This window comes from Flavobacterium labens (genome assembly GCF_048286755.1).
GTDB lineage: Bacteria > Bacteroidota > Bacteroidia > Flavobacteriales > Flavobacteriaceae > Flavobacterium.
Genome location: NZ_JBLVPL010000001.1, coordinates 180,315 through 202,872 on the forward strand (window position 1 = coordinate 180,315; position 22,558 = coordinate 202,872).

The window sequence follows — 22,558 nt, forward strand, 5'->3', positions numbered from 1 at the left end:
AAGATTGCAAAATATTTTAGGACCTTTCTGCATTGCTGCGCTTTTTTATGATTCCAAAACGTAATTTACATTAATTCTATTTTATGTTACACTTAAATTAGAAGCAATCGGAGGCAACTAAAAGAAATTATAAATTGGAATTTTTTGAATATCTTACAATTTGCGTCAATAAAAAAAGAGGCCATTCTGCATTGAAATATCCAACCATTGAAGAACATAACAATCAAATTAATTGCAAAAATGCAGCATAACTTTATGTGCCGTTTTTATTTGCATATCCAATCCTTAAGAATAAAGTATATTATAAGGAGCTACAAATATTATTAGCTTCTATATTGTATATTTGCCCGTTAGGTAATCCGTTTTGGGTGGTGTTATTAATTTTATGTTCTATAAAAAAGAATAAAAACAGACCTTTTCAATTTTATATTTAAAAATGATTTCAATACTATATAATATTTTAAAAGCATGAGTATCTTAAAAAAAGTAAATGTATTCCGAAGGATTTTAACACGAAGCCTTACTAAAAATATCGGCAGTTCCCAGAAGAATCAAGATATAGATTTGACTCAAAAAATTGAAATCAAAAGAGTCTTAATTTCCAGACCCAATCACAGACTTGGGAATCTGTTACTCATAACACCACTGGTACAGGATGTAATCGCTACTTTTCCAGACTGCAAAATTGATTTGTTTGTAAAAGGAGGTTTGGCACCAATTGTATTTGAAAATTATAACAACATCAATTACATCATTGAACTTCCAAAAAAACCTTTCAAAAATTTGGTCGACTATTTCAAGGTTTGGGTGAAAATTAAAAAGCAAAAATATGACATTGTCATCAACGTGGATAAAAACTCCTCTTCGGGACGATTATCGGCACAATTTGCAGATGCCAAATACAAATTTTTCGGAGAACTGGATGAGGAAATGCAATTAAAACACACAGACTATGAGCATATTGCAAAATATCCCGTGTACGAATTTAGAAGTTTTTTGACCAAATTAGGCTTTCAGGAAAATGACAGTTCAGTTCCGCCTTTAGATCTTAAATTGAGTCCCGCTGAATTAGCTGAAGGCAAAAAAATAGTAGACAAAATAGTTCCTAATGACAAAAAAATTATTGCTATTTTCACTTATGCAACGGACGACAAATGCTACTCAGAAACATGGTGGGAAGAATTTTATGAGCAATTAAAAACAAAATATGAAGATTATAATATTTTAGAGGTTTTACCGGTAGAAAATATTTCACAAATAGGATTTAAAGCACCTACATTTTATAGTAAAGACATTAGAGAAATTGGTTCTGTAATTGCCAATACTGAAATTTTCATTGGTGCCGACAGTGGGATTATGCATTTGGCCAGTGCTTCACTAACACCTACAGTGGGCTTATTTTCTCGTCCAAATATAAACATGTATAGGCCATACAACAATAATAGTGTAGCCATAAACACCAATACCAGTACAACAGCGGAATCAATCAAAGTGATAAATGATATTCTTGGTAAAAATTAATTTTAACGACAAAACAACAAATACTATTTTAGTAAAATATAAATCAAATTAACCATGAAAAAAACAACCGCATTCCTGATTGTTTTTGTTTTCACTGGAACACTTTGCGCCCAGAATACTAACTCTTTTGCTTTGAAATTGGATCACATGGCACTTTCTGTAAAAGACTTGGATCGTTCCGTTGATTTCTATACTAACGTTTTGAAACTTTCTGAAATCACAAATCTTACAAGAAAGGAAGGCATTCGTTGGGTTTCATTGGGTGATGGCAAAGAATTACATTTAGTTTCCACTATTAAAGGACCTGTTACCATAAACAAAGCAGTACATCTTGCGTTTAAAGTCACTAATTTTGATGCTTTAATCACTAAGCTGCAAAACCTCAACATTACCTATTCCGACTGGCCGGGGAAACTTGATACGATAACCGTTAGAGCTGACGGAATCAAACAAATATACATCCAGGATCCAGATGGCTATTGGATTGAAATTAACAGTGTTGAAAAATAACCAAGTTCAGCTACTTCCCTTTTAATTTATATCCTACGGAAGTTGTATTTGTTGAATTAACAGCTACTTATGACATCAATATGTGAAAGTTGAAACTTTTACTCTGAATTGTGTAATCCTTTTTACTGTTTTGTTTGCCAACTTTGTAAAAGAATTTACAGAGTCTAACAATCGAAATAAAACGTAGGATTATGAGTGATCAAGCAAATGAACATACAGTTGAAGGAATAGATAAACTTAAAAGCCTAGTTGAAGAAATCAACACTTGTCTTTTTTGTACCAATCTCAAAACGAATGATGGAGCAACCACAAGACCTATGGGAGCTGTAAAAGTATGCGAGAAAGGAAACATTTGGTTCTTTAGCGAAAAAGGCAGTGAAAAAAACAAAGAAATTGAGCAAGATTCCAGTGTTCAATTATTTTTTGCACATCCCGGAAAAGGAAGTTACATGGTTGTAAATGGTGAAGGATCAATAGTTACTGATCAAGAAAAAATTGAAGAGCTATGGTCTCCCGTTGTAAATATATGGTTTAAAGAAGGTAAAAATGACCCTAACATTTCGCTTATTAAAGTAAAACCAAGCAGTGCATACTTCTGGGATACTAAAGGAAATCAAATGGTTAATTTTCTGAAAATGGCGGCATCAGTTGTTACAGGAACTAATTATGTAAGTGGTAATGAAGGAGAAATAAAAATCTAAAAGACATAAAAAAACGTTCCAATCTTGGAACGTTTTATATATAAATATTTTTATTTTTTCGGAGAAATTATTGTAGCACTCTATTTATTTGGGAGAAATTTTTCTCATAGTATTTTTCTTTAGTTGAAGAAATAATAACTCCATTACTCACTGAAGAGTGAATGAATTTTATTTCTCCCTCACAAACTTCTACCACCATACCTACATGATTAATTTGGCTTCTACCGTTTGTTTTAAAGAAAATCAAGTCCCCTTTTTGAGCTTCTTCGGTGTTAATTTTAGTTCCAATGTTGGATTGCTCATGTGATGTCCTTGGTAACTTAATATCGAATGCTCCAAAAGTTGTACACATTAAACCAGAACAGTCAAATCCTGATTTTGAAGTTCCTCCAGTACGGTATCTGGTTCCTATATTTTCCGAAGCACGTTCTATCAATTGATCTAAAAAATCATGATTAAAAGTAGGTTTTAATGTGTTGTTAAAATCAATTTTAGTGCTTTGAATCGTAGTCGTCATGTCGCTATCAGCACTAACAATAACATTATTTTCAAGTGGTGCGTTATTAGCGCTGATGTTCAATTTATCACCTACACGAAGTCCGTTTTTAACTGATGGATTTTGTTTTTCTAATTCCTGAACCGTAATCCCGTATTGTTTAGCAATACCATATTTGGTTTCTTTTGGCAACACCTCACGAACAATATTATCTAAAGTTGCGCTTACTATTTCACTTGGTTGAGAAACAGCTGTTACTTCTGATTTAGGCAAATCTATTTTCGGCTGAGAAACAACAGCTTCTTCTATTTTGGGTACAACTTTAGCCAATTCAGTACTAACTGTAACTTCCGGAGTTGGCAATTCTTTGTTTTGTTGTGGAACAACTGCAACATCTGTTACAGGTATTCCATTTCCTGGAATTGTTATTTTTTGACCTACTCTAAGCGCTTTGGTACCTATAGTTGGATTGGCTTTATCTAATTCTTTAACTGTAATTCCGTATTTTCTAGCGATAGAATATTTTGATTCTTTTGGCAGGACTTCTATCGTGGTTTGTTCCGTAGTGGATTTTTTAGTTTCGATTACTTGAGGAGTAACTACTAATTCCGGTTTTTGAGAAACCTTTTTGACTTGAGGCGCAACAGCTACTTCCGTTGAAGATGTGTTTGCTGGAATTATAATTTTTTGACCTATTTTCAATCCTGTAGATTCTAATGTTGGATTGAGTTCATTTAATTCTTTTAGAGAGATTCCGTATTCTTTTGCAATTCCGTAAAGCGTTTCTTTGGCAAGAACTTCATGTTCTTTTGCGGAGTAGTTTGCTGCAACCTTGGATTTAGCATTTGTCTTTTTTGTGGCTGCTACAGGAATTAATAAAATGGAATTGAGTTTTAAGAGGTTTTTTGCGTTTGGATTTAATTTAAAAATAGCGCTTTGTTTAACATCGTATTTCTCCGCAATACTAGAAATTGTTTCTCCTTTTACGATGGTGTGCTTCGTGGTATTTTCCTGAGAAAAAAGAACGATACTATTCAATAAAAACAATGTTACAATTAATCTTAAACTCATATTCATTTATTTCAAATTACTTACCCCATTTTTATTCTACACAGCGATTTCGGGATATAATTATTAAATCTCGCTATGGTTTGCTTTTTTACTTTATTTATTTAAAAAATTGTAAAAATAATCCTTATCTCTTTTATCAAAAGAGGGTCAGAATGTGTTCGTTTTAAATTCTAGTTGATTTTTATTTCAATTGCAAAAGCAGCTGAAATAGTAACGCCGTACAATCCTAATGTATTGTTGCGCTGAAAATAAAAATTCTAAAGAAGGTTGATTTAAAAAACAATCAAAAAAACTTCTTTGAAAATTTAATTTTTCCAAAAAGCTAATATAAGAGATTTAATCAAAAAACACGACCTTTTTTTTAATTTTAACGTTCAAAAAATAAAATTTAACCTTGTTTTTTGAATTTTGCCACTATTTTCGGCTTAAAGCTCTTTTCTTTTTTAAAAAAAATTTCGTTCCAAATCAATAAACAGGAATTGAAATCCTGGTTTTTGATTTGTAGCCCTGATGGGAGTGGAAAGCCTTTTGAAGCGGAATTGCAAATTTTTCCTGAGAAAAAAGAGCGACTAAAAGAAGCTCCTTTTTTATCTTGGAAAAAAGTAATTGTGCGAAAAAGCTTGAAGCGGTCAGCAGGAAATAGCTCCAGAAATAAATTGTAATTGAAACAAAAAAACTCCCAAGTTTCCTTGAGAGTTTTAGAAATACACCATTGAAATACTTAAGCTTTTCCAGCAGCGGCAATCAAATTTAATGCTGAACCAGCAACGAACCAGCCAATTTGTCCTTCATTATAGGTGTGATTTGCCAAGATAATATCTTTGGTTCCATCAGCATGAACGAATTCTAAAGTTAATGGTTTTCCAGGAGCAAAATCAACTAAATCTGTGAAGTTGATGGTATCATCTTCCTGAATTTTATCATAATCCGCTTCGTTTGCAAATGTCAATCCTAAAAGACCTTGTTTTTTAAGGTTTGTTTCGTGGATACGCGCAAATGATTTTACCAATACGGCTTTCACACCTAAGAAACGAGGTTCCATTGCGGCATGCTCACGAGAAGATCCTTCCCCGTAATTGTGATCCCCAACGACAATTGAAGGAACACCTGCTGCTTTGTAAGCACGCGCTACAGCAGGAACTGCATCGTAAGTACCAGTCAACTGATTTTTCACTGTATTTGGTTTTTGGTTGAATGCATTGATAGCACCAATCAACATATTATTAGAAATATTATCTAAATGTCCACGGAAACGCAACCATGGTCCAGCCATAGAAATGTGATCTGTTGTACATTTTCCGAAAGCTTTGATCAATAATTTAGCTCCTGTGATGTTTTTACCATCCCAAGGTAAGAACGGAGCCAATAATTGCAGTCTTTCTGAAGTTTCGCTTACCGAAACCTGAACACCTGAACCGTCTTCGGCTGGTGCTTGAAAACCTGGATCTTCTGCATCAAAACCTTTTGGAGGTAATTCATTTCCTGTTGGAGCGTCTAATTTTACTTCTTCACCATTTTCATTGATCAAAGTATCAGTCAACGGATTGAAACCTAAATCTCCAGCAATAGCTAGAGCCGTTACCAATTCAGGTGAACCTACGAATGCTAAAGTGTTTGGATTTCCATCGGCACGTTTAGAGAAGTTACGGTTGAAAGAGTGAACGATTGTGTTGCGTTCTTCTTTTTCAGCACCTTCTCTGTCCCACATTCCGATACATGGTCCGCAAGCATTTGCAAAAACAGTTGCTCCCATTTTATCGAAAATATCGATAAATCCGTCACGTTCTATGGTATAACGCACTACTTCAGAACCTGGAGTAATGGTAAATTGAGATTTTATTTTTAAATTTTTGTCGGTAACTTGTTTCGCCAAAGAAGCTGCACGAGCAATATCTTCGTAAGAAGAGTTCGTACAAGAACCTATCAAACCAACTTCAATTTTCAAAGGCCAGTTATTTTTGATTGCTTCCTCTTTCATTTTAGAAATTGGAGTTGCTAAATCCGGAGTGTAAGGTCCGTTTAAATGTGGCTCTAATTCGTCTAAGTTGATTTCGATTACTTGGTCAAAATACAATTCTGGATTAGCATATACTTCAGCATCACCTGTTAAGTAAAGAGCAATTTTATCCGCTGCATCAGCAACATCAGCTCTATTTGTAGAACGTAAATAACGCCCCATTGAAGCATCATAACCAAATGTAGAAGTAGTAGCACCAATTTCGGCGCCCATATTACAGATAGTTCCTTTTCCAGTACAAGACATAGAAGTCGCACCTTCACCAAAATATTCAACAATAGCACCTGTTCCACCTTTTACAGTAAGAATTCCGGCTACTTTAAGTATAACATCTTTTGGAGCTGTCCAACCTGATAGTTTTCCAGTTAATTTTACTCCAATTAATTTAGGAAATTTTAATTCCCAAGCCATTCCTGACATAACATCGACCGCATCAGCACCACCAACACCAATGGCTACCATTCCTAAACCACCTGCATTTACAGTGTGAGAATCAGTACCAATCATCATTCCTCCTGGGAATGCATAGTTCTCAAGAACTACTTGGTGTATAATCCCTGCTCCTGGTTTCCAGAAACCAATTCCGTATTTATTAGATACTGAAGAAAGAAATTCAAACACTTCATTACTTTGTGTTTTTGCTCTGGCCAAATCAGTTACAGCATCAACTTTAGCTTGAATCAAGTGATCACAATGTACGGTTGTAGGAACTGCCACTTTCTTTTTGCCGGCGTGCATGAATTGCAACAATGCCATTTGAGCCGTTGCATCTTGACAAGCAACTCTATCCGGGGCAAAATCTACATAATCAACACCTCTTCCAAAAGCAGTTGATGGCATTCCATCCCAAAGGTGATTGTACAAAATTTTCTCTGTTAAAGTAAGTGGACGACCAACTATCTCACGTGCTTTGTCCACACGGGATGTCATATTTGCGTACACTTTTTGAATCATTTCAATATCAAAAGCCATAAGATTTATATATAATTGTTACTATTCTATTTTAAACATACAAGATACAAAAAAATAGAGTACAAAAAAAAGCCTGAGTCATTAGACTCAGGCTTTTAAACTATAATTAACTAATTATGTGAATTATTTAACTAATAACTTATGAGAAGGTGCAAACTTAGTTAGGTTAATACCATCTACCGCTGCAATATACTCTTCTATTGTTGGAGTTCTACCAAGTATTGTAGATAAAACCACAACAGGTGTAGAAGAAAGTAATGACTCTCCCTTTTTACCTTCAGTATCTTCTACGACTCTTCCTTGGAAAAGACGAGTAGATGTTGCCATAACAGTATCTCCTTTAGCCGCTTTTTCTTGGTTACCCATACAAAGATTACAACCTGGACGCTCTAGATATAACATATTTTCGTATGAAGTACGTGCTGCAGCTTTAGGGACATTATCGTCAAATTCGAAACCAGAATATTTTTGTAAAATTTCCCAGTCCCCTTCTGCTTTTAATTCATCAACAATATTATAAGTAGGAGGAGCTACAACTAGTGGCGCTTTGAACTCTACTTTACCTTCTTGTTCATCAATGTTCTTAAGCATATGAGCAAGGATTTTCATATCTCCCTTATGAACCATACAAGAACCAATAAATCCAAGATCTACTTTTTTAACTCCTCCATAGAAAGAAAGAGGTCTAATGGTATCGTGCGTATATCGTTTAGAAACATCAGCATTATTTACATCTGGATCAGCAATCATTGGTTCAGCAATTACATCTAAATCCACAACAACTTCAGCGTAATATTTAGCGTTTGCATCTGGTCTTAGTGCTGGTTTTTCACCTGATATAATCTCAGCAATTCTCTTATCAGCAATAGCAATCAATCCTTTAAGAACTTGATTTTTATTATCCATTCCCTTATCAATCATGATCTGAATTCTACCTTTTGCCATCTCTAATGATTCAATCAAGGTATAATCTTCAGAAATACAGATAGAAGCTTTTGCCTTCATTTCTGCAGTCCAGTCCGTAAAAGTAAAGGCTTGATCTGCGTTAAGAGTTCCTAAGTGAACCTCAATAATTCTTCCTTGGAATACATTCTCTCCACCAAATGTTTTAAGCATCTGAGATTGTGTAGCATGAACTACATCTCGAAAATCCATATACCCTTTCATTTCTCCTTTGAAAGTTACTTTCACAGATTCAGGAATTGGCATTGAAGCTTCACCAGTAGCCAATGCAAGAGCAACTGTTCCTGAGTCAGCACCAAAAGCAACTCCTTTAGACATTCTTGTATGAGAGTCACCACCAATGATGATAGCCCACTCGTTTACAGTAATATCATTAAGTACTTTGTGAATTACATCAGTCATGGAATGATAAACGCCTTTCGGGTCACGAGCTGTGATCAAACCGAAGTCGTTCATGAATTTCATCAATCTAGGAATATTTGCCTTAGATTTATTATCCCAAACTGAAGCAGTATGACAACCTGATTGGTAAGCACCGTCAACAATTGGAGAAATCACAGTAGCAGCCATAGACTCTAATTCCTGAGAAGTCATCAAACCAGTTGTATCTTGCGAACCAACAATATTTACGGTAACACGAACATCTGAACCAGCGTGTAAAACTTTACCTGGAGTTGAACCAACTGCGTTTTTATTAAATATTTTTTCTACAGCTGTAAGACCTTGTCCTTCAACAGAAACCTCTTTTGACGGAGCGTATACAGGTACAATATCAATACCTAGAGTCTTTGATGCAAATGTTTGCAATTTTTTTCCAAATACAATGGCATAAGACCCACCAGCTTTTATAAATTCAATTTTCTGAGGTGTGAATGCTTTAGAAATATCTATCAATTCTTTATCTCCACTATAAAGTTTCTTTGTTTTTGTGTTGATGGTAAGAACAGTACCTGTAGCTACAGAATAAACTTCCTCAAGAATAGGATCACCGCTTTCATTACGAAGAACGTTTCCATTTTCATCTAGTTTTTTTACCCAGTTTTTAAGGTCAAGACCAATACCACCAGTAACATCTACAGTTGTTAGGAAAATTGGAGAAATTCCGTTTGTTCCTGCAACGATTGGAGCAATATTAATAAATGGAACATATGGACTTGCTTGTTTTCCACTCCAAAGCGCCACGTTGTTTACACCTGACATTCTTGAAGATCCTACACCCATAGTACCTTTTTCAGCGATTAACATTACGCTTTTATCAGGATTCGCTGTTGCCAATGCTTTGATTTCAGCTTGTGCCTCAGGAGAAATTAAACATTTACCATGAAGTTCACGATCTGATCTTGAGTGCGCTTGATTTCCTGGAGAAAGTAAATCAGTTGAAATATCTCCTTCACCAGCTATAAAAGTAACTACCTTAATTTCTTCTGCTATTTCAGGTAATTTAGTAAAGAACTCAGCCTTAGCATAGCTCTCCAATATAGCTGCAGCAATTTCATTACCGTTTTTGAAAGCTTCAGCTAAACGATCTGTATCTGCTTCATAAAGATAAACTTGTGTTTTCAATACTTCAGCAGCTTGTTTAGCAATAGCAACATCATTTCCTAAAGCTAAATCAAGTAAAACCTTGATAGAAGTCCCACCTTTCATGTGTGATAATAATTCTAAAGCAAAAGCAGGCGTGATTTCAGCAACCGCTGATTGACCTAGAACGATTTCTTTTAAAAAATTAGCTTTTACATTAGCCGCAGGAGTAGTTCCAGGCACAACATTATAAATAAAGAAGTTAAGAGAATCTGCTCTGTATTCGTTATTTAAATCTTTAATTTGCGCAATGATTTCGCTTAATAATTCAGCGCCATCAATTGGTTTAGGGTTAAGCCCTTGGCCTTTTCGCTCTTCAATCTCTTGAATATAATCCTTATAAGTGTTCATAATAGAAGTCTTTTCTTGGTATTTTTATTTTTTGTACGCAAATTTAGGAATTAAAGCCGAGAATTAAAAAAAATATAATAGATGTAGCTTTTTCAAAAATTATTATTATAAAATAAAGAGTTTTACTAGTCTTTATTGTCAAAAATTCAATTTTAAATTAAAATAATGAATTATTAATAATTTTAAATCTTTTCTTTGAGAAAGTTGAAATCTAATGATGCTTAGAGAGTGAGATTTTACACTACTTTCAGCTAAGAACCTTTCTAAATTACCATTTACAACGTTGTAGTTGTGTTTTTAAAGGCTCTTTTGGTCAAATTAACATATTAAGTAAAAACAAAAAAAGCCAAACAAATTTTAGAATTTGCTTGGCTTTTTTCTCAATATTAAAAATTATTACATCAACTTCTGAATAATAGCCTCTTCGGTAATTCCTTCGGCATCGGCTTTATAATTTTTGATAATTCGATGACGTAAAATTCCGGTAGCCACCGCTTTTACATCTTCGATATCCGGAGAAAATTTCCCATTAAAAGCAGCATTGGCTTTGGCCGCTAAAATCAAATTTTGAGAAGCTCTTGGTCCAGCACCCCAATCTAAATAATTTTTCACAAACTCATTAGACATCGGATTATCGGGCCTAGTTTTACTAACTAACGTCACTGCATATTCAATCACATTATCCGCGACAGGTATTCTACGTATTAACTGCTGAAAATCAATTATTTCCTGAGCAGTAAACAATGGATTTATAGTGTTTTTTATATCAGAAGTAGTTTGTTTCACCACTTGAACTTCTTCTAAAAAAGAAGGATACTCTAGTTTTATAGCAAACATGAAACGATCCAACTGCGCTTCCGGCAAAGGATAAGTCCCTTCCTGCTCAATAGGGTTTTGAGTAGCCAAAACAAAATAAGGCAGGTCTAGTTTATAGTTTTCACCAGCGATAGTAACGGAACGTTCCTGCATGGCTTCCAGCAAAGCAGCCTGTGTTTTTGGGGGCGTTCTGTTGATTTCGTCAGCCAGAATAATATTCGAAAAAATAGGCCCTTTTATAAATTTGAAATGACGGTTTTCATCTAGTATTTCACTTCCAAGTATATCTGACGGCATCAAATCCGGAGTAAACTGAATTCTTTTGAAATCAAGTCCCAATGCTTGCGCAAGCGTATTTACCATCAATGTTTTGGCTAATCCTGGAACTCCAACTAATAATGCATGCCCCCCAGAAAATATACAAAGCAAAATTTGATCTACTACATCATTTTGACCTACAATGATTTTTGCTATCTCCGCTTTTAGCTCATTCCTTTTTTGAACCAAGTTATGTATTGCTGCTACGTCTGACATGTATTAAGTATTTAAAATTAAAAAGAGTTAGCGTTATGAAATCATAAAACTAACTCTTTTTATTTATTTATCGAAAAATTTTTATTCTTAATTCTAATCAAATAAATGAATGAAGGAGACTATTTCTTAAGCCAATTGTTTGTAAAATCACAATCTCTATATTCTCCAATGATTTTGATGTATGTTTCTTTAATCTTTTCATCAAACCATTTTCCAATAGTAGTAATTTGTTTGCTTTTTAAAGCCAACTCTTTTATCTTGATGTAATCTTTAGCATAATCTGCTGCATGCTCATCTATTCTATTTGTAACAGTGATTAACTTGAATGTTTTCTTTCCTTCCTCACCTTGTTCTAATAATGGAGCAGAAACTTCACCCTCTTTTAAATTAGAAACTTGACTGTAAAAAGTAGGATCCATTTTTGTCAACTCAAAACGAGTATCTTGAGTTTTTGGATTTATTAAAGCACCACCGTTAGCTCTAGTTTCTTTCTCATCAGATAATGTTCTGGCTGCATCTGCAAAAGTGATTTCTTTATCTTCGATTCTTTTTTTAATCAAAGTAATTTTTTCTTTCGCTTCATTCAAAGCCTCTTCAGTTACTGTTGGAGTCAATAATATATGGCGCAATTCTATTTCTTGCCCTTTGATTTTTTCTACATAAATAATATGATACCCAAAATCTGTTTGAAATGGAGCAGAAATCTCTCCTTCAGCAAGACTAAAAGCAACATCTTTAAACTCTTTTACAAATGGAGTTCTACGATTCATTTTATAAAAACCTCCGTTAGATCTTGAACCTGGATCTTGAGAATACAAAACCGCTTTAGTAGAAAAACTGGAACCTTCTTCTATTTCCTTTTTAAAACCATTCAATTTATCAATTACTTTTTGTTTATCAGCATCTGAAACTTTAGGAGTAACCACAATTTGTGCTACTTCTAATTCTACACCAAAAAACGGAAGATCTGTAGTAGGTATTGTTTTGAAATAATTACGAACTTCTTCAGGAGTAATTTCTACAGCATCAACAATTTTCTTTTGCATTTCTGAACTTAACTTACCTTCTTTCAAAATATCAGAAAAATAAGTTCTAAATTCTTCCTCAGAATCTTTTTTATAGTACTTCACCACTTTTTCCAAGGATCCAATTTGCTCTACCATATAGTTCAAACGGTCTTCCATCATACCTTTAACTTCGGCATCTGTAACTACAATACTATCTTGAATAGCTTGATGAGCATATAATTTATCTTCTAATAATTTTCCAAGCATTTGACATCTTGTAATGTCTTTTACTGATCCACCTTGAGTCGAAATCTCAAGATACGACTTGTCTATATCTGAATCAAGTATGATATAATCTCCTACTGTGGCAATTACACCGTCAATCTTTTGTTTCCCGGTAGATTGGATTTTTTTAACCGGAGTAATGACACTATCCTTAATAATTTCTTGAGCACTTGCTACAACACTGGAAAAAAGCAAAACAAAAAAAGTAAGTGCAATTCTATTATTGATGGATCTCATTTGTATTTTATTTATTGGCATTATTATAATTTGTATTTATTGTAAAACATCCTTTATTCTACTGTCTTTAAACCTATTTTATAAAGGCCAGAATAATTTTGGCAAATATACACTTTAAGAATCAAGAAGCGAATTGAATTTATAATACAATTTCTTACCATTCTTCAAATTTAAAACGAACAAAAATAACAATTCAATTACATAATACAAGTTTCCTACCTACTATTAACAAAAAATTATAAACGCATTTATTCATTGCTGTGTTCAGTTCCTAAATCATATAGAAACTGAACGTTAGAAGTAAAAAAATAAAACCTTCATTGTACATTATTAAATTGTTACAGTATCATTTTATTTCCATTTTTGAAACATCCCTTTTTTTTGTAAAATATGTTTTCTGTTCTAATGTTTCACTTGTACTAAATTGAGCTTTAGCTACAAAACATTAAAAAATCAGGATTTAAATTTCTCATTTTAACTCTCTATTCAAAAAGTTGTAAACACTACAACGTTTTCGTGATGAATTAAAAAAATTCTCATGTTTACCGCGTAAGAATTTGTATAAATTAGCTAAAAAAGTGATTTATTATTAAAAAATTAAACATAAAAATAAATTTAAAACAATTATTTGATTTATTTTTTTGATTTTAATAAATGAGTTTTAATTCCAAACCCTTAAAAAAAAACAGTAAATAAAAATTAAATCTCTAAAATTCATATTCCTTTCTATTTTTCATTTGTTACTCCAAAATCTATTACTTAACCTAATTTATTCTTTTTATGAAACAACTAAATTTTAAAACGTATCTATTATCAGCTTTATTAGTTGGTCTGTATTCGTGCAATTCGAATGACGATATGGCTACTGATTCCGCTGCCGCAGCTTCACAATTCAAAGTAATCAATGTTACACATCACGACGGACAACCTTTCAGTACTGGAAAATCCACAAACGCAACAACTGGAAGATATGTTGCAAATCCTGGCGGCGGTGTTATGATGCAAGCTTTCTATTGGGATGTTCCTGCTGGTGGAACGTGGTGGAATACTGTAAATGCGAAAATAACCGCATGGTCTAATGCAGGTATCGGTTCCATCTGGCTTCCTCCAGTTTCAAAAGCACAAAATGGTGCTTTTTCAATGGGATATGATCCAACAGATTATTTTGATTTTGGAAATTACAATCAAAATGGTACTGTAGAAACACGATTTGGTTCCCGAACAGAACTAGAAAGTCTGATAACAAAAGTGCACGCCGAAAACATGCAAGTATATGCTGATATGGTATTAAATCACCATAGCGGTGGGCAATTAGAAAGTAATCCTTTTACAGGAACACAAACTTATACTAACTTTACTGGTGTTGCTTCTGGTAAATTCCCAAGAACTAGTGCTGATTTTTATAAAAATGCCTACGGAAATAATGATGAAGGTGCTTTTGGTGGTTTTCCTGACTTAGCCCATGTGGTACCAAATGTACAAGACTGGCTTTGGAAAAGAGCAGATGGAGTCGGTAAATATTATAAAAATACGATGAAATTTGACGGATGGAGATTTGATTACGTTAAAGGTTTTGCTCCGTGGGTCATAAAAGATTGGAATGCAAACGTAGGTGGATTTTCCGTTGGTGAGTTATGGGATTCTAACGTAAACATACTGAATGATTGGGCGAATAATGCCAATAGTTCTGTTTTTGATTTTGCCTGTTATTATAAAATGAACGATGCATTTGATGGAAACAATTTAAATCTTTTGAATGATGACATGATGTGGAAAAGAAATCCTTATAAAGCGGTTACTTTCGTTTCCAATCATGACACTGATGAAATTTGGAAAAAAGAGTTAGCATACGCTTATATCTTAACGCACGAAGGATATCCAACTATTTTTTACAGGGATTATGAGGAATGGTTGAATAAAGGGAAAATGGATAATCTTATTTGGATTCACAACAACAAAGCTACAGGAACTACTTCTATTTTATACACCGATACTGATGAATATATCGCTAGAAGAAATGGTTATAATGGAAATCCAGGTTTAGTGGTTTACATCAATAACTCATCAACTTGGCAAGAAAGATGGATTCAAACGAATTGGGCTAATGCACAAATCAAAGATTTTAGCGGAAATTCAAATTGGTTCCCTACAACCCAGGGTGATAAATGGGTGAAAATTCAATGTCCTCCAAATGGATATTCTGTTTGGTCAATCAACATGTAATACCGAAATATCATAAAGGCTGTCTGAAAAGGCAGCTTTTTTTATCAGTAATTGAATCTTCGCAATTCTAATATTGAATTAAAATCGCCTGAATTGCAACTTCAAAACCTACCTACTCCATTTAGAGTATACAATTTTTTTAATTGGCATTTATAAATAGTACTTTTGCAAACTATTTATACAAATATGGGCTTTTTAGAAGAAATACAACGCAGAAGAACTTTCGGGATTATCTCACATCCTGATGCCGGAAAAACAACACTTACTGAGAAACTCCTCCTTTTTGGTGGTGCGATTCAAGAAGCAGGTGCCGTAAAGAATAATAAGATTAAAAAAGGTGCTACCAGTGACTTTATGGAAATTGAACGCCAGAGAGGAATTTCGGTTTCTACCTCAGTTTTAGCATTCAATTATAAAGATAAAAAGATAAACATACTCGATACTCCAGGACACAAGGATTTTGCCGAGGACACTTTTAGAACTTTAACTGCTGTTGACAGTGTTATTGTTGTAATTGATGTTGCCAAAGGTGTTGAGGAACAAACGGAGAAATTAGTAGCTGTTTGTAGAATGCGAAAAATTCCAATTATTGTATTCATCAACAAATTAGACCGAGAAGGAAAAGACGCTTTTGACTTGATGGATGAAGTGGAACAAAAACTGGGATTAACAGTTACTCCATTAAGTTTTCCAATAGGAATGGGTTATGATTTTCAGGGAATCTACAATCTATGGGAACAAAACATCAACTTATTTAGTGGTGACAGTCGTAAAAACATTGAAGAAACTATTGCTTTCTCCGATGTTCAAAATCCAGAATTAGAGAAAATTATCGGTCAAAAACCCGCTGACAAATTACGAGAAGAGTTAGAGTTAATAGATGAAGTATATCCTAAATTTGATCGTCAGGATTATTTAGACGGAAAATTACAACCAGTATTTTTTGGTTCGGCATTGAATAATTTTGGAGTAAGAGAATTATTGGACTGCTTCGTTCAAATTGCTCCATCACCAAGAGCAAAAGATTCTGAAACACGATTAGTAGATCCTAAAGAAGAAAAAATGACTGGATTTGTTTTTAAAATCCACGCCAATATGGATCCAAAACACAGAGACCGTCTGGCCTTTATAAAAATTGTTTCTGGAACTTTCGAAAGAAACAAACCATATTATCATGTTCGTCAAAAAAAGAACTTAAAATTTTCAAGTCCAAATGCTTTTTTTGCTGAAAAGAAAGAAATTGTAGACATATCGTATCCTGGTGATATTGTTGGATTACATGATACCGGAAATTTCAAAATTGGTGATACGTTGACCGAAGGGGAAATCATGAGTTTCAAAGGAATTCCAAGTTTCTCTCCGGAACATTTCCGATACATCAACAATGCTGACCCAATGAAGGCCAAACAATTGGACAAAGGAATTGATCAGTTAATGGATGAAGGTGTTGCGCAGTTATTTACTTTGGAAATGAACAACAGAAAAATCATTGGAACGGTTGGTGCACTTCAATACGAGGTAATTCAGTACCGTTTAGAGCATGAATACGGTGCAAAATGTACCTATGAAAACTTTCCGGTACACAAAGCTTGTTGGGTAAAACCTAACGACCCAAAAAGTGATGAGTTTAAAGAATTTAGAAGAATAAAACAAAAATTCTTAGCTCATGATAAGTACGGACAATTAGTATTTCTCGCCGATTCTGACTTTACAATCCAGATGACACAGAATAAGTATCCAAATGTGAAATTATACTTTACTTCAGAATTTGAATAAAAAAATATCTTTCAATATAATTACAAAAAAAACGCTAATTAAAAAATTAGCGTTTTTTTTATATACCTTTTAAAATAAACCTCCACTTAAGACATCATACTGTCAGTATCTACTGCTTTCTTTAAAAAAGCTTTTATTAACAAACGGTTTGGAGCAGAACCAGATGTTATAACCTGTATTTTTGCACTTGAACTTTCTGAAGATATTGTACCGTTTGGACCTTGTTTAGTACCCATAAACCATAATACAAAATTCATACTATTTGAAGAAGAAGCTGCTGAAACATTTTCTTTTTTTGCATTACTGTTAACTTCGATAGTACTAACATCAACTAGCTTTTGAGCAGATTGACCAAATACAGATACGTTTGACATTAATATAAAAACAAACATTATCAAGAGATTTGGAATCCCTTTAGTGTTAGCTTTTAAAGAAAAATATTTCATAACAATTCGTTTTTTTTATGATGGATAGGATTTACTTCCCCATCTCGAGAACGAAAGTATATCATTTATATACGAGCAAAAAATATTTTCGATGAAGCACCTTAATAATCGTTTAAAACACAAACTTGTTATTAAGTCCCTGAATTTAAAGGTTTCTTAATGTCAATTTATCAAATAAAAAGTATTGTTGATTTTTTTTTAGAAATTCAAAATTTCAGGAACGAATAATAGAGAAATATTGAAGTGGTACTATTATGCATCTTAAATCAAAAAATACAAAGCTAATAGTTACGTTATAAAAGAAAGAATTAATCTATAAACAAAAAAAAGCTCCATTTCTGGAGCCTTTAAAACATTATGCTTGTCCTGCTGGACCAAAATTAAGCGGTATTGGTGCTTGTTCACTGTCTTTTATTTCGCCATGAGCGACTTCAAAACGATGAATATTTTCTCCTATTGCTTTCAACAATCTTTTAGCATGTTGTGGTGTCAAGACAATTCTTGATTTCACCTTAGCTTTAGGAATACCAGGCATGATACTTACAAAATCTAAAACAAACTCTGATGAAGAGTGATTTATTATTGCCAAGTTGGAATAAATTCCTTCTGCAATTTTTTCATCTAGCTCAATATTAATTTGCTCTTGTTGTTGATTAGAATTACTCATATTTTAGTAAATATATTCTTCTTTGTTAGCCATCATATCGTTATAATCTTCTTTTGAACCTACAATTGTATTGTCATATTCTCTCATACCTGTTCCGGCAGGGATTCTATGTCCTACAATTACATTCTCTTTCAGTCCTTCTAAGTAATCGATTTTACCTGCAACAGCAGCTTCGTTCAATACTTTAGTAGTTTCTTGGAAAGATGCAGCAGAAATAAACGATTTAGTTTGAAGCGATGCTCTTGTAATACCTTGTAAAACTGGTGTTGCTGTTGCAGTAACAACATCACGAGCTACAACAAGATTTTTATCTGTACGTTTCAATAAAGAGTTTTCATCACGCAACTCACGAGGCGTAATAATTTGTCCTTCTTTTAAAGCACTAGAATCTCCAGCATCTTCAACTACTTTCATACCGTATAATTTATCATTTTGAACGATAAAATCTTTAGTGTGAATTAATTGATCTTCTAAGAATAAAGTATCACCTGGATCCTGAACCCTTACTTTACGCATCATTTGACGTATTACTACTTCAAAGTGTTTGTCGTTGATTTTTACCCCTTGTAAACGGTATACTTCTTGAATTTCATTTACCAAATACTGTTGAACAGCTGCTGGCCCTTGGATTCTTAAAATATCATCCGGAGTAATTGCACCATCAGATAAAGGTACTCCTGCTCTTACGAAGTCATTTTCTTGAACTAGAATTTGGCTTGATAATTTAACCAAGTATTTTCTAACATCACCAAATTTAGATTCGATAACAATCTCACGGTTACCTCTTTTGATTTTTCCAAAAGAAACAACACCATCGATTTCAGAAACAACAGCTGGGTTTGAAGGATTACGAGCTTCTAACAACTCTGTAATTCTAGGTAAACCTCCTGTAATATCTCCTGATTTAGAAGAACGACGTGGAATTTTTACCAAAACTTTACCTGCTTTAATTTTCTCTCCGTTTTCAACCATCAAGTGGGCTCCAACTGGTAAGTTATAAGAACGAATTAGTTCCCCTTCTTTACCGTAAACCAATAAAGTAGGAATTAATTTTTTTGCTCTAGATTCAGAAATTACTTTTTCTTGGAAACCAGTTTGCTCATCAATTTCAACCATGAATGATTGACCTTGCTCTAAATCTTCGTAAGCAATTTTACCGGTAAACTCAGAAACGATAACTCCATTATATGGATCCCATTTACAGATTACATCTCCTTTAGCAACAGATTGACCGTCTTTAACGAAAATACTTGAACCGTAAGGAATATTATTTGTACTTAATAAGATACCTGTTCTTTCATCAATTAATTTCAATTCAGTAGAACGAGATACAACAATATCAACTGCATTACCTTCGCTATCTTCACCTTTAACAGTTTTTAAATCTTCGATTTCAAGTTTACCATTAAATTTCGTAATGATACTTGATTCTTCAGAAATACCACCCGCAACCCCACCAACGTGGAATGTACGTAATGTTAACTGTGTACCAGGTTCTCCAATAGATTGTGCTGCAATAACACCAACTGCTTCTCCTCTTTGTGTCATTTTACCAGTAGCTAAATTTCTACCGTAACATTTTGCACAAATACCTTTCAACGCTTCACAAGTTAATGGAGAACGCACTTCTACTTTCTCGATTGGAGAAGCATCAATTGCTTTCATTATAACTTCAGTAATTTGTTGTCCAGATTGAATTAAAACTTCATTATTCAAAGGATTAATTACGTCTTGTAAAACAACACGTCCTAAAATTCTTTCTCCTAATGATTCAACAATTTCCTCATTTTTCTTCAATGCTGAAACTTCAACACCTCTTAATGTACCACAATCTTCGATGTTAACAATAACATCTTGAGATACATCATGCAATCTTCTTGTTAAATATCCTGCATCGGCAGTTTTCAATGCCGTATCCGCAAGACCTTTACGCGCACCGTGAGTAGAAATAAAGTACTCAAGGATAGAAAGACCTTCTTTAAAGTTAGAAAGAATCGGGTTTTCAATAATTTCACCACCACCAGCAGTTGATTTTTTTGGCTTAGCCATCAAACCACGCATACCAGTTAACTGACGAATTTGTTCTTTGGAACCCCTTGCTCCAGAATCAAGCATCATATACACTGAGTTGAAACCTTGTTGGTCTTCTCTAATGTTTTTCATTGCTAACTCTGTCAATTGAGCATTTGCTGAAGTCCATACATCAATAACTTGGTTGTAACGCTCGTTATTGGTAATAAGACCCATGTTATAATTTGCAGAAATACCTCCTACTTGCTCTCTTGCGTCAGCAATTAATTTAGGTTTCTGATCTGGAATTCTAATATCTCCAAGAGAGAATGACAAACCACCTTTGAAGGCAAATTTGTACCCCATGTCTTTCATGTTATCCAAGAAAGCCGCTGTTGTAGGTACATCAGTTGAACTTAAAACGTGTCCGATAATATCTCTAAGGTTTTTCTTAGTCAATACATCATTGATATATCCAGCTGCTTCTGGTACTACTTCATTAAATAATACACGACCCGCAGTAGTTTTGATGATTTGGTAAACTAACTCACCTGCTTCATTAAAATCTTTTGCTCTAATTTTTACAGAAGCATTCAATTCTAATCTACCTTCATTCAAAGCAATATTTACTTCTTCAGCAGAATAAAAAGTGATTCCTTCTCCTAAAATTTTAAGCTCTGGAGTTGATAAACGTTCTTTGGTCATATAGTATAGACCCAAAACCATATCCTGAGAAGGTACCGTGATAGGAGCTCCATTTGCAGGATTCAGAATATTGTGAGAACCCAACATTAATAGTTGTGCTTCCAAAATAGCTTCTGGTCCTAATGGTAAGTGAACTGCCATTTGATCCCCATCAAAATCCGCATTAAATGCAGTACAAACTAAAGGGTGCAATTGGATTGCTTTTCCTTCAATTAATTTTGGTTGGAATGCTTGAATACCTAATCTGTGCAAAGTAGGAGCACGATTCAGTAATATTGGGTGACCTTTAATTACATTTTCAAGGATATCCCAAACTACAGGCTCTTTCTTATCTATTATTTTCTTAGCTGATTTTACAGTTTTTACAATTCCTCTTTCTATCAATTTACGGATAACGAAAGGTTTGTATAACTCTGCTGCCATATCTTTTGGGATACCACATTCAGATAATTTTAATTCAGGTCCAACAACAATTACCGAACGAGCAGAATAATCCACACGTTTTCCAAGTAAGTTTTGACGGAAACGTCCTTGCTTACCTTTCAATGAATCAGATAATGATTTTAATGGTCTGTTTGATTCTGTTTTTACTGCAGATGCTTTACGCGTATTATCGAAAAGTGAATCTACAGATTCCTGCAACATACGTTTTTCGTTTCTTAAGATAACTTCTGGAGCTTTAATCTCCATTAATCTTTTCAAACGGTTGTTACGTATAATTACACGACGGTATAAATCATTTAAATCTGAAGTTGCAAAACGACCTCCATCAAGTGGCACAAGCGGACGTAATTCTGGTGGAATAACTGGTACCACTTTCATAATCATCCATTCTGGACGATTCTCACGGTTCAAGTTAGACTCACGGAAAGATTCAACAACTTGTAATCTTTTTAACGCTTCAGTTTTACGTTGTTTAGACGTTTCATTGTTAGCGTTATGTCTTAATTGGTAAGACAATGCATCAAGATCAATTCTTGCTAATAAATCCATAATACACTCTGCTCCCATTTTGGCAACAAATTTATTTGGATCAAAATCATCAAGATACTGATTGTCAGCAGGAAGTGTATCTAAAATATTTAAATATTCTTCTTCTGTCAAAAAGTCTAGTCTTTGCAAAGATTCACCTTCTGCATTTTTAGCAATACCAGCTTGGATAACTACGTATCTTTCGTAGTAGATAATCATATCTAATTTCTTAGATGGAAGACCAAGGATATAACCAATTTTGTTTGGAAGAGAACGGAAATACCAGATATGAGCAATTGGCACAACAAGATTGATGTGACCTACTCTGTCTCTACGTACTTTTTTCTCTGTAACTTCAACACCACAACGGTCACAGATGATTCCTTTGTAACGTATTCTTTTATATTTTCCACAAGCACATTCAAAATCTTTTACTGGTCCGAAAATACGTTCGCAGAAAAGACCATCACGCTCTGGTTTGTGCGTTCTGTAGTTGATAGTTTCAGGTTTCAACACTTCACCTCTTGATTCTTTCAAGATAGATTCAGGAGAAGCAAGTCCGATTGAGATTTTATTAAACCTTTTTACAGGGTTTTTATCTTTATTGTTATTATTTCTATTATTCATCATAGTTTTTACTATTGATTTATTTGCAATTAAAAAATTGATTTTATGGAGACGTAGCCATACTACTTCT

General features: G+C 33.8%; 13 protein-coding genes. 5 read left to right on the forward strand and 8 right to left on the reverse strand.

Annotated elements, in window-relative coordinates:
• Window positions 1-468: 468 nt before the first annotated feature.
• The 3 genes from ACNQF8_RS00765 (at window position 469) to ACNQF8_RS00775 (ending at window position 2,732) form a co-directional block, all read left to right on the forward strand.
• Window positions 469-1,521 carry a glycosyltransferase family 9 protein gene (locus ACNQF8_RS00765; protein ID WP_417953463.1) on the forward strand — a complete coding sequence of 351 codons (1,053 nt, stop codon included), beginning with the start codon at window positions 469-471 and terminating at the stop codon, window positions 1,519-1,521.
• Window positions 1,522-1,575: 54 nt separating this feature from the next.
• Window positions 1,576-2,031 carry a VOC family protein gene (locus tag ACNQF8_RS00770; protein ID WP_417953464.1) on the forward strand — a complete coding sequence of 152 codons (456 nt, stop codon included), beginning with the start codon at window positions 1,576-1,578 and terminating at the stop codon, window positions 2,029-2,031.
• 191 nt (window positions 2,032-2,222) lie between these two features.
• The gene (locus ACNQF8_RS00775) at window positions 2,223-2,732 is read left to right on the forward strand and encodes a pyridoxamine 5'-phosphate oxidase family protein (RefSeq protein ID WP_417953465.1); all 510 of its coding nucleotides are present in this window, start codon (window positions 2,223-2,225) and stop codon (window positions 2,730-2,732) included.
• 67 nt (window positions 2,733-2,799) lie between these two features.
• On the opposite strand, the gene ACNQF8_RS00780 is transcribed toward ACNQF8_RS00775, so the two are convergent.
• The 5 genes from ACNQF8_RS00780 to ACNQF8_RS00800 all read right to left on the reverse strand — a co-directional run bounded on the left by ACNQF8_RS00780 (window position 2,800) and on the right by ACNQF8_RS00800 (window position 13,062).
• Complete coding sequence (locus tag ACNQF8_RS00780; RefSeq protein ID WP_417950395.1) at window positions 2,800-4,299, reverse strand: LysM peptidoglycan-binding domain-containing protein; 1,500 nt, start codon at window positions 4,297-4,299, stop codon at window positions 2,800-2,802.
• A gap of 721 nt (window positions 4,300-5,020) precedes the next feature.
• Complete coding sequence (locus tag ACNQF8_RS00785) at window positions 5,021-7,288, reverse strand: aconitate hydratase (protein WP_417950396.1); 2,268 nt, start codon at window positions 7,286-7,288, stop codon at window positions 5,021-5,023.
• Between the two features lie 123 nt (window positions 7,289-7,411).
• Window positions 7,412-10,183, reverse strand: coding sequence for a bifunctional aconitate hydratase 2/2-methylisocitrate dehydratase (locus tag ACNQF8_RS00790; RefSeq protein ID WP_417950397.1), 2,772 nt, complete (start codon window positions 10,181-10,183; stop codon window positions 7,412-7,414).
• Between the two features lie 396 nt (window positions 10,184-10,579).
• Entirely contained in the window at window positions 10,580-11,533 is a 954-nt protein-coding gene (locus tag ACNQF8_RS00795; RefSeq protein ID WP_315207361.1) for an AAA family ATPase, read from the reverse strand.
• Between the two features lie 119 nt (window positions 11,534-11,652).
• Complete coding sequence (locus ACNQF8_RS00800; RefSeq protein WP_417950398.1) at window positions 11,653-13,062, reverse strand: peptidylprolyl isomerase; 1,410 nt, start codon at window positions 13,060-13,062, stop codon at window positions 11,653-11,655.
• A 780-nt stretch (window positions 13,063-13,842) separates the two neighbouring features.
• Between ACNQF8_RS00800 and ACNQF8_RS00805 the strand changes: the two genes are divergently transcribed.
• Window positions 13,843-15,285, forward strand: a complete 1,443-nt coding sequence (locus tag ACNQF8_RS00805) for an alpha-amylase (RefSeq protein ID WP_417953467.1) — start codon at window positions 13,843-13,845, stop codon at window positions 15,283-15,285.
• A gap of 186 nt (window positions 15,286-15,471) precedes the next feature.
• Window positions 15,472-17,061 (forward strand): peptide chain release factor 3, encoded by a 1,590-nt coding sequence (locus ACNQF8_RS00810; RefSeq protein ID WP_417953468.1) that lies wholly within the window; start codon window positions 15,472-15,474, stop codon window positions 17,059-17,061.
• An 86-nt stretch (window positions 17,062-17,147) separates the two neighbouring features.
• Here the strand turns inward: ACNQF8_RS00810 and ACNQF8_RS00815 are convergent, their stop codons facing one another.
• From ACNQF8_RS00815 to rpoC, 3 genes are all read right to left on the reverse strand, one after another.
• The gene (locus ACNQF8_RS00815) at window positions 17,148-17,507 is read right to left on the reverse strand and encodes a hypothetical protein (RefSeq protein WP_417953469.1); all 360 of its coding nucleotides are present in this window, start codon (window positions 17,505-17,507) and stop codon (window positions 17,148-17,150) included.
• 355 nt (window positions 17,508-17,862) lie between these two features.
• Entirely contained in the window at window positions 17,863-18,174 is a 312-nt protein-coding gene (locus ACNQF8_RS00820) for a DUF3467 domain-containing protein (protein ID WP_114754966.1), read from the reverse strand.
• Between the two features lie 3 nt (window positions 18,175-18,177).
• On the reverse strand, window positions 18,178-22,491 hold the full coding sequence (rpoC, locus tag ACNQF8_RS00825) for a DNA-directed RNA polymerase subunit beta' (RefSeq protein ID WP_417950401.1): 4,314 nt from the start codon (window positions 22,489-22,491) through the stop codon (window positions 18,178-18,180).
• Window positions 22,492-22,558 lie beyond the last annotated feature (67 nt).

Coding starts and splice junctions, on each gene's coding strand:
- ACNQF8_RS00790 (WP_417950397.1), bottom strand. CDS start 10,183: ATGAACACTTATAAGGATTATATTCAAGAGATTGAAGAGCGAAAAGGC.
- ACNQF8_RS00815 (WP_417953469.1), bottom strand. CDS start 17,507: ATGAAATATTTTTCTTTAAAAGCTAACACTAAAGGGATTCCAAATCTC.
- ACNQF8_RS00810 (WP_417953468.1), top strand. CDS start 15,472: ATGGGCTTTTTAGAAGAAATACAACGCAGAAGAACTTTCGGGATTATC.
- ACNQF8_RS00805 (WP_417953467.1), top strand. CDS start 13,843: ATGAAACAACTAAATTTTAAAACGTATCTATTATCAGCTTTATTAGTT.
- ACNQF8_RS00770 (WP_417953464.1), top strand. CDS start 1,576: ATGAAAAAAACAACCGCATTCCTGATTGTTTTTGTTTTCACTGGAACA.
- rpoC (WP_417950401.1), bottom strand. CDS start 22,491: ATGATGAATAATAGAAATAATAACAATAAAGATAAAAACCCTGTAAAA.
- ACNQF8_RS00820 (WP_114754966.1), bottom strand. CDS start 18,174: ATGAGTAATTCTAATCAACAACAAGAGCAAATTAATATTGAGCTAGAT.
- ACNQF8_RS00800 (WP_417950398.1), bottom strand. CDS start 13,062: ATGAGATCCATCAATAATAGAATTGCACTTACTTTTTTTGTTTTGCTT.
- ACNQF8_RS00795 (WP_315207361.1), bottom strand. CDS start 11,533: ATGTCAGACGTAGCAGCAATACATAACTTGGTTCAAAAAAGGAATGAG.
- ACNQF8_RS00785 (WP_417950396.1), bottom strand. CDS start 7,288: ATGGCTTTTGATATTGAAATGATTCAAAAAGTGTACGCAAATATGACA.
- ACNQF8_RS00780 (WP_417950395.1), bottom strand. CDS start 4,299: ATGAGTTTAAGATTAATTGTAACATTGTTTTTATTGAATAGTATCGTT.
- ACNQF8_RS00765 (WP_417953463.1), top strand. CDS start 469: ATGAGTATCTTAAAAAAAGTAAATGTATTCCGAAGGATTTTAACACGA.
- ACNQF8_RS00775 (WP_417953465.1), top strand. CDS start 2,223: ATGAGTGATCAAGCAAATGAACATACAGTTGAAGGAATAGATAAACTT.